This is a genomic window from Algibacter sp. YIN40 (genome assembly GCF_057219435.1).
On sequence record NZ_JBXVVC010000002.1, the window covers coordinates 19,178 to 33,917 of the forward strand.

General features: G+C 32.6%; 10 protein-coding genes. 2 read left to right on the forward strand and 8 right to left on the reverse strand.

The genetic code is table 11. The features are described 5' to 3' along the window. From AC2D6V_RS07885 to AC2D6V_RS07915, 7 genes are all read right to left on the reverse strand, one after another. Positions 1-2,376 (reverse strand): TonB-dependent receptor, encoded by a 2,376-nt coding sequence (locus tag AC2D6V_RS07885; RefSeq protein WP_484647547.1) that lies wholly within the window; start codon positions 2,374-2,376, stop codon positions 1-3. Positions 2,377-2,460: 84 nt separating this feature from the next. Continuing rightward, a complete protein-coding gene (locus tag AC2D6V_RS07890; protein ID WP_484647548.1) occupies positions 2,461-4,671 on the reverse strand; it encodes an NADP-dependent isocitrate dehydrogenase in 2,211 nt (736 codons plus the stop codon). A gap of 856 nt (positions 4,672-5,527) precedes the next feature. After that, positions 5,528-5,878: a 50S ribosomal protein L19 gene (rplS, locus tag AC2D6V_RS07895; protein WP_484647549.1), complete on the reverse strand. Its 351-nt coding sequence runs from the start codon at positions 5,876-5,878 to the stop codon at positions 5,528-5,530. A 305-nt stretch (positions 5,879-6,183) separates the two neighbouring features. Further along, positions 6,184-6,963, reverse strand: coding sequence for a carboxypeptidase-like regulatory domain-containing protein (locus AC2D6V_RS07900; protein WP_484647550.1), 780 nt, complete (start codon positions 6,961-6,963; stop codon positions 6,184-6,186). 93 nt (positions 6,964-7,056) lie between these two features. Next, entirely contained in the window at positions 7,057-8,883 is a 1,827-nt protein-coding gene (locus AC2D6V_RS07905) for a DEAD/DEAH box helicase (protein WP_484647551.1), read from the reverse strand. A gap of 234 nt (positions 8,884-9,117) precedes the next feature. Continuing rightward, a complete protein-coding gene (locus AC2D6V_RS07910; protein WP_484647552.1) occupies positions 9,118-10,350 on the reverse strand; it encodes a M48 family metallopeptidase in 1,233 nt (410 codons plus the stop codon). A gap of 87 nt (positions 10,351-10,437) precedes the next feature. Beyond that, the gene (locus tag AC2D6V_RS07915; RefSeq protein WP_484647553.1) at positions 10,438-11,256 is read right to left on the reverse strand and encodes a TrmH family RNA methyltransferase; all 819 of its coding nucleotides are present in this window, start codon (positions 11,254-11,256) and stop codon (positions 10,438-10,440) included. Positions 11,257-11,339: 83 nt separating this feature from the next. Here AC2D6V_RS07915 and AC2D6V_RS07920 point away from each other — a divergent pair, with 83 nt between their 5' ends. Next, positions 11,340-12,128 carry a DUF6503 family protein gene (locus AC2D6V_RS07920; RefSeq protein WP_484647554.1) on the forward strand — a complete coding sequence of 263 codons (789 nt, stop codon included), beginning with the start codon at positions 11,340-11,342 and terminating at the stop codon, positions 12,126-12,128. 2 nt (positions 12,129-12,130) lie between these two features. Here the strand turns inward: AC2D6V_RS07920 and AC2D6V_RS07925 are convergent, their stop codons facing one another. Further along, positions 12,131-13,198 (reverse strand): DUF3810 domain-containing protein, encoded by a 1,068-nt coding sequence (locus AC2D6V_RS07925; RefSeq protein ID WP_484647555.1) that lies wholly within the window; start codon positions 13,196-13,198, stop codon positions 12,131-12,133. A gap of 74 nt (positions 13,199-13,272) precedes the next feature. Here AC2D6V_RS07925 and AC2D6V_RS07930 point away from each other — a divergent pair, with 74 nt between their 5' ends. Further along, the gene (locus AC2D6V_RS07930; RefSeq protein ID WP_484647556.1) at positions 13,273-14,733 is read left to right on the forward strand and encodes an aminoacyl-histidine dipeptidase; all 1,461 of its coding nucleotides are present in this window, start codon (positions 13,273-13,275) and stop codon (positions 14,731-14,733) included. Positions 14,734-14,740: the final 7 nt, after the last annotated feature.

Consider the following 14,740-nt stretch of genomic DNA (forward strand, 5'->3'; position numbering starts at 1 on the left):
TTAAAGTTTAAAATTATAAGAAATTGATGGTACAATACCGAAAATGGCTAATCTAGTGGCTTCATTTAATCCAGTATTTGTGTTTTGCCCAAATGATATAGAAGCTGCATTTCGCCGATTATAAATGTTGTAAATACTAAACACCCAATAACTTTGCCAACCATTTTTCTTGTTAGGTTTTGGCGTGTAGTTAAATGCTATATCTAACCTGTTATAGGATGGTAGTCTGTCTGAATTTCTGCCACTAAAATTTGGAATGTTTAAGCCATTATATTCATATTGACTGTTTGGAAAGGTAGCAGGTTGACCTGTTTGGAATAAGAAATTGCTATTTATTTTCCATTTTTTGTTTAATTGATAGCTTCCTGTAATAGAAATATCGTGGGTTTTATCGAAGGGCGTTTTATACCATTCACCATTGTTAATACCTAATTCGTTGACTGTTCGGCCTTTTGTTTGTTGTTCAGATTTGGATAGCGTATAAGCGAACCAACCTTTAAATCTACCTTCGTTTTTACGAAGTAAAACCTCCAAACCGTAAGCTCTAGATTTACCGTTTAGTATGACTTGTTCAATTGCATTATTGGCTATTAAATCGGCTCCATCAATATAATCGATCCTGTTTTTTACTGTTTTATAAAAGCTTTCAAGTTCTATTGAGTAGTTACTATCACTAAAATTTTTGAAATAACCAATTGCAAATTGATCGAGTAATTGTGGTTTAATAAATTTTCCACTTGGTGTCCATATATCCAATGGCGTAGGAGAGTTGGTATTTGAAAGAAGATGTAAATACTGACTCATACGATTATAACTTAGTTTTATGGAACTTTCTGAGTTTAATTGATAAGCTAAAGATGCTCTTGGTTCTAAATTGAAGAATTTTGCGATAACATCACTTCGCTTAAACGATTCAGTATCTATCGGGTTGGCTTTTTCATAAATTTGAAAATCTTCATTAAAAATAACTGCAAGATTATTTTCGTATACATTAAGCTCATCTTGCCCCAAGCGATGGAAAGAACTTAGACGCATACCATATGACAAAGCTAATTTATTGGAAACTTTATGTTCAACGTCTAAATAAATAGCATTTTCAAATGCATATTTATCAATTAATTTAAAAGGATTAATGCCCGAAGATGGAACTGTAGGCTTAATGTCTCCTGGATTAAATTTATAATAGATACTATTTAAACCATATTGTAATTTTATTTTATCGCTTAGATAGTGTTTAAAATCGTATTTTAAATTAAAATTTTGAATTCCTGAAACCCAATCAAATTCAACAAAATTTAATTTTAAATCATAGTAATAGTCAGAGTAGATTAAAGATAAATTTGAGAATAATTTATCTGAAAATAAATGGTTCCATCTAAAGTTTAAAACGGAATTGCCGTAAGTGTTTTCAAAAGTATCTTCAATTCTAAAAACGTCACGCCCAAAATAACCAGATAAATAAATATTGTTTCTATCGTTTAGTTTATAACTTAATTTTGTGTTTAAATCGTAAAAATATGCGATGTTATCAATATCGAAAAGCGGTAAAAATAGGTGTGCATAACTAGAGCGCCCCCCAAATAAGAAAGACCCTTTCTCTTTTTTTATTGGACCTTCGGCAAGTAATCTACTTGAAACAAAGCCAATGCCACCATTCATATGGAATTCTTTACTATTTCCTTCTTTTTGATAAATATCTAAAACGGAAGAAACTCTACCGCCATATCGTGCAGGAATACCTCCTTTGTATAGGCGTAGGTCTTTGATAGCATCTGGATTAAATACAGAAAAGAAACCAAATAGATGTGATGAATTGTAAATGGTGGCTTCATCTAAGAGTATTAAGTTTTGATCGGCTGCACCACCACGCACATTAAAACCAGAACCACCTTCTCCTGCACTAGTTACGCCAGGTAGTAAGGTGATGGCCTTAATAATGTCAGATTCACCAAGAACCACAGGAATATCTTTTATACTCCCAGCGGTTAACTTATTTACACTCATTTGAGGTGTCTTAATATTGAGTTTTTCAATATTTTCTGTAATAACTATTTCATCGAGGCTTTCTAAATTATCTATTAGACTAAAATTCTTGCTAATATCTTGGGTTAGAGCAATAGCTTCATTTATGGTATTAAACCCTAAATAACTTATGGAAATATTGTAGGTTCCCTTTGGAAGTGTGATAGAAAAAAAACCATACTCGTTGGTGGTTGTACCAGCTTGAATTTCTGGAAAAAGGATATTCACTCCAATAAGAGTCTCGTTACTTTTTTCTTCTGAAATTGTACCACTTAAGGTGAATTTTTCTTGAGCTTGTAGTGAAGTAATATTAATACATAGGCCAAAAATAAACCATAAAAGAAGGTTTTTCATTCGATAGCAAATTTTCTTTTTTTTATAAAAATATAAAAAAAGCCCCTAATAAAGGAGCTTTTAAAATATAGTTTATTTTAATCTTTAGCTTAGAATAGTATTAAATGTTTTACTTGGGCGCATTACCTCATTTATTAGTGATTCGTCAGGCTCATAATAACCTCCAATACTCACTGCTTTGCCTTGTATAACATTTAATTCTTTAACTATTACTTCTTCATTGCTTGCTAGTTGCTTAGCAATTGGAGTAAATTCTTCTTTTAAGGTATTATCTTTAGTTTGATTAGCTAATTCTTGTGCCCAATACATAGCTAAATAAAAATGACTTCCCCTATTATCCAATTCACCTGCTTTTCTTGAAGGCCCTTTTTTGTTTTCCAATAGCTTATCTGTAGCATCATCAAGCGCTTCACCCAAAACTTTAGCTTTCGGATTATTATTTACCTCACTAAAGTGTTCTAAAGAAACTGCTAATGCTAAAAACTCACCTAAAGAATCCCAACGTAAATGGTTTTCTTCAAGCAATTGCTGTACGTGTTTTGGTGCCGATCCTCCAGCTCCAGTTTCAAAGAGACCACCGCCATTCATTAATGGGACAATTGATAACATTTTTGCACTGGTGCCTACTTCGAGAATAGGAAATAAATCTGTCAAATAATCACGTAAAACATTACCAGAAACCGAGATGGTATCTTGTCCTTTTATGAGTCTTTCACAAGTGAAAATGGTAGCTTCAATTGGGGATAAGATTCTTAAATCTAATCCAGAAGTATCGTGGTCTTTTAAATATGTATTTACTTTATCAATTATTTGTCCATCATGAGCTCTATTTTTATCCAACCAAAAAACAGCAGGAGTTTGCGATGCTCTAGCTCTAGAGACCGCTAATTTTACCCAGTCTTGAATTGGAGCGTCTTTTGTTTGACACATTCTCCAAATATCGCCAGTTTCAACTTTGTGTTGTAACAAAACATTTCCAGAAGCATCAATTACTTTTACAATACCATTTGAAATGATTTCAAATGTTTTGTCATGAGAACCATATTCTTCAGCTTTTTGAGCCATAAGACCAACATTAGGAACCGTCCCCATAGTTGTAGGATCGAATGCGCCATTTTCCTTGCAAAAATCTATTGTAGCGGCATAGATACCTGCATAGCTACTATCTGGAATTACAGCTTTTGTATCTTGTAAATTTCCTTCTGCATTCCACATCTGTCCAGATGTACGAATCATAGCAGGCATAGAGGCATCAATAATTACATCACTTGGTACATGTAAATTGGTAATTCCTTTATCAGAATTCACCATGGCAATTGAAGGTCCTTTTTTATAAGTTGATTCAATATCAGCTTCAATTTCTTTGCGTTTGTTCTCCGGTAACTCTTGAATACGTTCTAGTAGATTCCCTAGGCCTGAATTTACATTTACTCCAAGGTCTTCAATAACTTGAAAATGCTTGTCAAAAACATCTTTAAAGAATATTTTGACCGCGTGACCAAAAATAATTGGGTCACTCACCTTCATCATCGTTCCTTTCATGTGAAGAGAAAACAGCACACCTTTTTTTCGTGCATCCGCAACTTGCGTATCTAAAAAACTTACTAAAGCTTTTTTGCTCATTACGGTAGCATCAATTATTTCACCTTTTAATAAGGAGAAACTATCTTTTAAAATTGTTGATACACCATTATGGTCTATATGTTCAATTGAAATATCGGTTGCTTCAGATAAAGTAACAGATTTTTCGTTGTGAGCAAAATCTCCTTCAGACATTGTAGCTACATGGGTTTTAGAATCGCTTGACCAAGCACCCATAGAATGTGGATTATTCTTTGCGTAGTTCTTTACAGCTTTTGGTGCGCGCCTATCACTATTACCTTCACGTAATACTGGATTTACTGCACTACCTTTTATTTTGTCGTATCGAGATTTTATGTCTTTTTCTGAATCACTTTCAGAATTATTTGGATAATTAGGAATATTAAATCCTTTAGATTGTAGTTCCTTAATTGCATCTTTTAATTGCGGAATAGAGGCACTAATGTTAGGTAATTTTACAATATTGGCTTCAGGTTTTTTTGCTAGCTCACCTAACAATGCCAAATCGTCAGAAACGCGTTGGTCTTCATTTAAAAAATCTGGAAAAACAGCTAAAATACGTGCGGCTAAGGAAATATCTTTAGTTTCAATATGAATACCTGAAGATTTTACAAAAGCTTTTACAATAGGTAAGAACGATCTAGTTGCTAACGCTGGTGCCTCGTCTGTTTTCGTGTAAATTATTTTAGACATTAGTGTCAATATTTTTTTGAATTATTACTATGCTAGAAACTGTAGTAAAATATTAGTTCCATTTTTAGCGTTGCGAATATACAAAAATAGAGTTTTATAAATGTGCTAATGGTTAATGAAAATGCATTAACAGAACGCATTTAGCATAATGCTAAAAAACAACAATGCAAATGGGGATTATTTAAATATATTTTGAAAAGTTTATAAAATAACAAAAGCCATATCACTGTAGAATTTAATCTGCGTTGACATGGCTTTTTTTGAAATAACTTCCCGTGATCTATTTAGTATTGCTACTAACATTGGTTTAAATTTTCATCAAACCTTTTCAATTCAAGTTCGGTCATTTCAAAGAAGTACCTTATTGTAATTTTCAATTTGCATTGACCTATTACTAAAATACTCCTGTTAACTGTTTTTCTTGAAACTTATCATCTCACATTCATTTTCATGTCTGTTTGATTTTAAGCATTGCTCTCATTTATAGCGTTCACTTTCGATTCTGCTATTTTTTTGAACTTTCATCTGCACTAGCTGCCACCTACTTGCGTATTTGGGGCTTTTTACAGAATCTTGGTCTCTTGCTCACACATGCATACACATGGCACAACTAAACCTCAAAAAACAATTTATATAAAGAACGTTACTTTAATAAGAATTAAAATGTCTCACTTTTTCAAATGAAACCAACCGAAGTTGTTATTAATTCTTCTGCTAATATAAATCAAGAATCGAGAATTACAAATTTTTTAAATGATTAGATATTAACCATTTATAAACCATACTTATTAACTTTTGTTAATAAAAAAAGCCTTTGACTTAAGTAAAAGGCTTTTTTGTATAGTTATTATAACACTTAGTGTCTACGTTCTGTGATTCTAGCTTTCTTACCAGTAAGCCCTCTAAAATAGTAGATTCTTGCTCTACGAACTTTACCGCGCTTATTAACTTCAATTTTTTGTAATGCAGGTAAATTAATTGGAAAAATACGCTCTACACCAATTGATCCTGACATTTTTCTAATTGTAAATGTTTCAGAAGATCCAGACCCTCTTCTCTGGATTACAGTACCTCTAAAAAACTGAGTACGTGTTTTACTTCCTTCCTTAATTTCGTAATAAACTGTAATTGTATCACCAGCTCCAAACTCTGGTAAGTCTTTTCTTGTTACAAATTCGTCTTGAACAAATTTTACTAAAGATTCCATATCTTTAAATTTAATAATGATTGATTCGAAACAACATTCACGATTCTCGCCAGAGGTTAACCCGAAATTGGGTGCAAAAATAGTTATAAATTAATAATCTACAATAATTTATTTATCTTTTTTACGTAATTTATTACATCAATTGAAATATTATAAATCAAAAAAAGAAGTTGTCGTAAAAGGAGCTTGAATAGTTAATATAATCGCTGATGAAAATCTTTAGACACCTATTTTTAGAATATCTGTACCGAGTTTAATGCGACATATTATTTCAGAATAGATTTTAAAACGACTTATTTAAAGTGCTACAGACGTTTACTTCTACCTCTACTTAGTAGTTTGTATTCTTCATAACACTCACTAATTGCATCAAGTATCTGCAAATCGTTAGCTGTTTGAATAAACCCCTTTGAGTAGTTACACTGGCTTACTATTTCATCTAAATCGACACGATCTACTTGAAGTAAAACAGTAAGCATTTCTCGATCAAAACGTGAAGCCAATAAATTTCTAATTTCATCATCCTGCTTCATCTTTCTCAGCTTACGTAACTCATTTGGTTTTTTTCCAAACATACGATACAAGAAATCTGCAGGATTAAAAATGGAACCAATAACTTTGGTCAAGGCTGATTTTTTGCCAGCTTCATAACCCGTGCTAGGAAGTCCCGATATGCTATAACGATAATTATCATTAATAATAGGTACCTGTTTTATATCGACTTCTAAATAGCCTGTAAGTTTTAATTGATTTACAACAACCTCTTCGAGAGCAAGTGCTAACTCTGTTAATTCTATCGTTGCATTTCCAAACTTTAACCAGTCGTTTGTTACACGAACTTTAATCGATTTAAAACCTAGATAAGAAAAGTGCAGCGTATCATTTGTTTTTGCTCGAATTTCAAATTCACCTTTGCTATTAGTAGTTGTTCCAAGAACTTGATTAAGATTAACAATGTTTACACTCTCTAGCGGTGTGTCATCTGCTGCATTTATAACTATAGCAGAAACCTTATCATCACTTTGAGCAAAACAAAATGGTGAGACTACTAGTGTTAAAATAAAAATAAGCAGGTATTTTTTCATGCAATCAATTTCAAGGCTAAAGTAATAAACAAAACGTCAATTCTATGTTGTATGTTTTATTTTGACTTAAAATTAACAAAAAAAAGAGCATAACTAGCGTCTAGAACGTCTAGGTCTAGAAATACCTGAGTTACCAGAATCTGAACGTCTTGGTTTAGAAGAATTATCACTTCGCCTTCTGTCACTTCTATTTCCAGAGCCCTCTTTTCTGTCGTCACGTCTTCCGCCACCACGTCTATCATCTCTTCTTCCACCATCGCGTCTTCCACCACCTTTTCTATCACGTCTTCCGCCACCGCCACGGTTTTCAGAAACTTCAACATTTACAAAACGACCTTCATATTTAAAATCAGTAAAAAACGCTAAAACCTTCTCTTTTAATTCATTTTCAGTATTAAAGAAAGAAAAACTATCTTTTGTTTCTACTTTAAAAACATCATCTCTACCAAGGTCTAATTGTTCTTTTAAGAAATCTTTTAATTTCATCCAATCAAAACCATCTTTGCCACCAACATTAATGAAGTAACGCGTAGAATCATTTTTGCCACCAAAATCTCTGCCACCTTCACGTCCTCCCTCTCTATCTCTAGAGCTTTCGGAAACATTCAAGTTTTTAGATTTTTGATAGTAGTTATAAAAACGTGTAAATTCAACAGAGAAGAATTTTTTAATCAATTCATCTTTATCCGTATCAGCAAATAATTCATTAATACTGCTTAAATGTTTATCAATTTCATGATTTATTTCTGTGTTATGAATTTTATTAGCCAGTGACATCAATTGTACTTCGCAAATATCTGCACCATCAGGAATTTCCTTTTTTTCGAATTGCTTTTTAATTATGCGCTCGATACTTTTAATTTTGCGCACTTCACTTTTGGAAACTATCACCATTGAAATTCCTGTTTTACCAGCACGTCCAGTTCTACCAGAACGGTGTGTATAAATTTCAGGTTCGTCTGGTAATTGATAATTTATAACATGTGTAATATCGTCAACATCAATACCACGTGCAGCAACATCAGTAGCTACAAGCATTTGTATTTGCTTGTTTCTAAAAGATTTCATTACCAAATCACGTTGATTCTGACTTAAATCTCCATGTAGTGCTCCAGCATTATAGCCATCTTCAATTAAATTTTCAGCTACTTTTTGTGTATCACGTTTCGTTCTACAAAATACAACCGAGAAAATATCTGGATTTGCATCCGATAAACGTTTTAATGCTTGGTAACGGTCCCTGGCATTTACTAAATAGTACTCATGTGATACTTGGTTCGTGCTTTCATTTTTATTTCCAACAGTTATTTCTTGTGGATTATTCATGAATTTTTTAGCAATAGTTGCAACTTCACGAGGCATCGTTGCAGAAAACAACCAAGTATTTTTGTCATCTGGTGTGTGCGATAAAATATCAGTAATATCCTCTTTAAAGCCCATGTTTAACATCTCATCGGCTTCATCTAAAACTGAATATTGAATTTTAGATATATCAACCAAACGTCGACTTATCATATCTTTCATTCTACCTGGAGTTGCCACAATAATTTGTGCGCCACGTTTCACCTCACGTGCTTGATCGGTAATACTAGATCCACCATAAATAGCGACAACGTTAAGCCCTTTACAGTACTTACCATATTGTTTCATTTCGTTGGTTATTTGTAAACAAAGCTCGCGAGTGGGCGATAGAATTAAGCCTTGCGTTGTTCTGCTATTGATATCAATTTTTTCTAACATTGGAAAACCAAAGGCAGCTGTTTTACCAGTTCCTGTTTGGGCCAGTGCTACTAAATCGGTTTCAGATTCTAATAATATTGGAATTGCTTTTTCTTGTACTTCACTGGGTTTTATAAACCCTAAATCTGTAATTGCTTGTAATAGGTCGTCATTAAGACCTAAATCTTGGAATGTGCTCATTTTAATTTAATGTATGCGATTTATTATGCAGTGTTACATAAAGAAGTGAATCGACATACTTAAACCTAAACTTCTAATAACACATCCTCACTCTGAGGAATTTAAACTCTTCTCGAGTTTCAAGCGGCAAAGATACACTATTATTTGGATTATCAATTTTTGGCTTTTAACTGGTTTTCACTGCTGGTTCTCTTTTTCTCGGAAACTCTAACAGACCGATTAATCGATGAGTAGTTACTTCCTCAAATTCCCAATCCGTTCCAAAAGCGTAGGATGCGAATAATGCATAAACACATAAGCAGGATGGGGCGTTAAATTACTTAAACTATTTTTAGATAGTTTTTTAAGTGAAGTAATTAAAGGTTCGCCTTTATACGTGTTTTTAGCATAATCATCTGCTTGGTATTCAAATTTTCTAGAAAATAGATTCATAATTAAACCAGTAATTTCAGAAATAGGCGAGTAAAGGAGTCCAAAAGCAATTAATCCAATATGAAAACTCTGTATTTCAACACCCAAAGCTTGAGATAATAATGGGTTTGAAATAAATAAAGATAAAATATAAAGCGTCAATCCAGTTAATAGAATAGAAGCAAACAAATTAAAGATGATATGTTTTTTCTTGTAGTGCCCAACCTCGTGAGCTAAAACTGCAACAATTTCTTCATCTTCTAAATCATTAATCAAGGTGTCATAAAGCGTTACACGTTTTTCACTACCAAAACCAGAAAAATAAGCATTGGCTTTTGTACTACGTTTAGAGCCATCAATCACAAAAATCTTATCCAATTTAAAACCAACAGTTTTCGCATATGCCGAAATTTTATCGCGCAATGTACCTTCTTCTAAAGGGGTTTGTTTGTTAAATAGTGGCACAATAAGTTTAGAATAAAACATATTCATAAACAAGGTAAACACGGCAACTAATCCCCAAGCATACAACCAGAAATATTGTCCTGTAGACTCATAAAACCAAATAATTAACGCCAAAATACCGCCACCAACAATAGCCATCATCAACCAGCCTTTAATTTTATCAATAAAAAACAATTTTTTAGTTGTTTTATTAAATCCAAATTTTTCTTCTATAACAAAGGTGCTGTAATATGAAAATGGTGTTGTTAAAATATCACTACCAATCATAATAATTCCAAAGTAAATAAGTGCAACGATCATTGGGTTTTCACTATAACCTCTAGCAATATTGTCTACGAATTCAAAACCATCAAAAATTAAAAACCCTAAAGTTAGAATGATAGAAAACGTAGAAGTTAGTAATCCAAACTTATAATTTGTTGCTTTATAATTTTGCGATTTTTTATATTCAGCTTCATCATAAACATCTTGTAAATCTTCAGGAAGTGCGTCATTGTAGTGTTTTGCATTTAAAGCATCTAAAACTTTATCAACTATAAAATTGATAATAATGATAGCAATAATGATGTAAAATAGTGTTGTTGATGTCATAAAAAATAAAATTCCAATATTAAAATTCTAAATTCCAAAAGGACTCCAATTGGAATTTGGGATTTGTAATTTGATTTACGAGAAATTTTAAAGAAAATTTCTTTGGCGTTTGGCCTCAAAAATAAGAATTCCTGCTGCAACAGACACGTTCATAGAATCAATTTCACCTTGCATGGGGATAATAATATTTTTAGTTGCGTTTTCTAACCACTCATTACTGAGGCCTGTTGCTTCTGTTCCTAAAACAATAGCAGTTGGTTTAGAGTAATCCTGTAAGTGATAATCCGAAGACGCTTGCAATGCTGCACAGTAAATATTTATATTTTTAGTCTTAAGGAATTTAATAATCTCTGCTGTAGTTCCTGTAGCGATGTTATTTGTAAATAAACAACCCACACTAGAACGAATAATATTAGGATTGTATAAATCGGTTTTTGGATTAGCAATAATCACAGCGTCCACATTTGCCGCATCAGCAGTTCTTAAAATAGCACCAATGTTTCCTGGTTTTTCTGGTGCTTCAGCAACTAAAACTAACGGGTTCGTTAGTTTTAAGTTTAAATTATTAATGTTATGAATTTTACTTTTAGCAATTGCTAGAATACCTTCAGTAGTATCGCGATAGGCTAATTTTTGGTAAACGTCTTTTGAAACTTCAATACTTTTGAGTTGAGCTTCGACTGCGCTCAGCCTGACGTTATCAATTAATTTATTGAGTTGAACTTCAGAAAACAATTCAGGATAAAATAAAACTGTTTCTAACTCATAACCACCTTTTAAAGCCAAAGAAATTTCACGTTCGCCCTCAATTAAGAAAGTGCCAGTTTTTTTACGCTCACGCGACTTATCTTTTAATTGAATAAGTTGTTTTATATAAGCGTTTTGTGAACTAGTTATCTGTTTCATACAAGTGAAACAAAAGTAATTGTTTTTGTGTAATTATATTACATTAACTTCGTCAAAGAAGTAAATCGTTTTAAATATTTCTAATGAAAAAAGCACTCCTTTTAACCTTCGCAATTTTAATATTAGCTTGTAAAAACAAAACAGCTCCAACGGTAGATTATTCAGAAGAGAACCTAGATGTAACTACTAGTATATACCCAGATAATATTACAAAAATATTTGATTCGCATGGTGGTTTGGATAATTGGAACACCATGAACTCCTTAGAATTCACAATGCAAAAACCTAATGGGAATGAGGTTACTACAACCAATTTAAAAAACAGAAAATCATTAATTGAAATGTCTAGTCATATTATTGGTTTTAATGGTGAAGATGTTTGGTTGCATTCAAAAGACACAACGACTTATAAAGGGAACCCCAGATTTTATTATAATTTGATGTTCTATTTTTATGCCATGCCTTTTATTTTGGCCGATGATGGTATTATTTATGAGGATGTATCTCCCTTAGAATTTGAAGGTAAAACATACCCAGGAATAAAAATTTCTTACGAAAGTGGCGTAGGAGAATCTCCAGAAGACGAATACATTCTATATTACGATTCTGAAACTAATAAAATGGAATGGTTAGGTTATACTGTAACTTATTTTACCAAAGAAAAAAGTAAAGAATGGCATTTTATAAGATATAGTAATTGGCAAACTGTAGAAGGTTTATTGTTACCAGAAACTTTAACATGGTATAACTATGAAAATAATTTACCAACAACAAAACGGAACGATTTAAAGTTTACAAACATTAAGCTTTCAAAAGAAAAACCCAATTCTGAAATTTTTGAAGTTCCCGAAGGTGCGATACTGATAGAGTAATGTTATAAAGATTGATTTTCGATATAGTTTACTAATAAAGCAACAACATAACTGTAGCTTTCCATGCCTTTGCCTTGGTTATTGGCTTTTAAAAAATTACCATAAAAAAGTTTAAAGAAGGGCTCTATGGGATTTTTATGAGCTTCCCAGAACTCACGAGTTTCTTTATAGTTTTTTAGTATGCCTTTATTTACATCGGCGGCCATGTCTTCAAATAAACATTCGTCTCTCATATAAATTTCATTTAGGCAAAAGCGTAAACCAAAAGTGTATCCAGCATATTTAAAATAAATATTATCATGATTTGTGGCGGCCATAAAGCCAATAAAGTTAGCTTCATTTTCAGCAGCATAACCTAGTTGGTGTGCCATTTCATGAGAAGTGGTAGTAGGAAATTTAAAAACAGGAATAATACCATCTACCTGAGCTTCGTTTGTTAACGGATTTAAATAGCCACTAAAACCCATATATGTCAAGGGGTAACTAAATAATGATTTTTTTATACTTCTTGGGTGATATTCTAAATGCGGAAAGCGTTCTTTTAAGTTTTCGTAACCATTAGGTGCTAACTTAAGTATATCAAGTTTGCTTAAAGGTAAATCTATTTTAACCGTATCGTTATCTGCTATTTTTAAGTGTATTGAATTAGATTTTTCAATTAACTTATTAGTGACGTCTATTAATTGTTCGGTCGAATATTCCGATTTTAAATTTAGATTCTTGTGTAATGGTAACCTATGATAATTCATTCCCCATAAAACATGAAAGGCAAAATAGATAATAGAAATAACAGCAATAATATCTATAAACCAATTTTTAGTATCCTTTCTTAGTCGCTTTCTGTTTTTATAAAACCATCGAATAGCATATATAATAGCTAAAGCATAGAATACGTCTCCAAAAGAAAATGGAACCCAACCAAACACATATCTAAAAATTTTGGACAGTGATGGATATAATCCATTACTGTAATACTGTTCAACAAATTCTGGGAAATTTGAAAGTAATTTTATAAGTAAATATTGCGGAACTAGACTTAGTGCTATTACTAATTTTGTTTTCTTCAGCATAAATCAAAAATAGGAAAATGTTTATTAATCCTCTCAAGTAAAATGTATCTTTGTTCAACTAGATTTTTAAGATTATGAATTCAGAAATAAGACTATTAGAACCAAAAGCATTGTGGAATAAATTTGCCGATTTAAACGCAGTTCCAAGACCATCAAAAAAAGAAGAACGCGTTATCGCTTTTATGAAAGATTTTGGCAAGAACTTGGGTTTAGAAACTATTGAAGATGAAGTTGGGAATGTTATCATTAAAAAGCCTGCAACTACTGGTATGGAAGACAGAACCACAGTTGTGATGCAGTCGCATTTAGATATGGTACATCAAAAAAATGGGGATACTAATTTCGATTTCGATACTCAGGGTATTGAAATGTATGTAGACGGCGATTGGGTAAGAGCAAAAGGAACCACATTAGGTGCAGACAATGGGCTAGGAGTAGCAACTATTATGGCAATTCTAGAAAGCACCAATATTCCGCATCCAGCTATTGAAGCATTATTTACTATTGATGAAGAAACGGGGATGACAGGTGCCATGGGTTTAAAAGGCGGATTGTTAGAGGGTGGTATTTTGTTGAATTTAGATACCGAAGAAGATGATGAAATAGGCGTAGGATGTGCTGGTGGAATAGACGTTACAGCCACTAGGACATATGAAGAAGAAGAAACTCCCGAATTTAAAATAGGCTTTGAAATTAAAGTAAAAGGCTTACAAGGTGGTCACTCAGGTATGCAAATTCATGAAGGTTTGGGTAACGCCAATAAAATTATGAATCGTTTATTGTTTGATGGTTTTGAAAATTTTGGTTTACGAATTTCTGAAATTGATGGTGGTAGTTTACGCAACGCCATACCACGAGAAAGTAGTGCGATAGTTGTAATTGATGCTGTTCATGAGGAAGCTTTTGCCTTAGAAATGGCATTGCAAGCAGACATTATAAAAACTGAATTAAAAACTATGGAACCCGATTTAGAAATTACAGTTTCTAAAACAGATACTCCAGATAAAATAATGGATTTAGGAGTACAAGAAGGGTTTACTAGAGCTTTATATGCGGCATGCAATGGAGTGTATAGAATGAGCGCAGATATTCCAGGTTTAGTAGAGACTTCAAATAATGTAGCAAGAGTTATTGTAAAAGACGGTAATATTAAGGTAGGCTGTTTAACACGATCTTCAGTAGAAAGTTCTAAAATGGATTTAGCAAACACTTTACGTGCTACTTTTGAACTCACAGGTTGTGAAGTAGATCTTTCGGGCGATTATCCTGGATGGAAACCTAATATGGACTCGGCTATTTTAAAAGTGATGGCTAAACTTTACGAAGATTTAAATGGAGAAAAACCTCATGTTGCTGCTTGTCACGCTGGTTTGGAGTGTGGTATTCTTGGACAAAATTATCCAGATATGGATATGATAAGTTTTGGACCAAATATTAAAGGAGCCCATTCTCCCGATGAGCGCGCACAAATATCATCGGCTCAAAAATATTGGAAATTTGTGTTAGAGATTTTGAAAGAAATTCCTTGTAAATAATCATGAA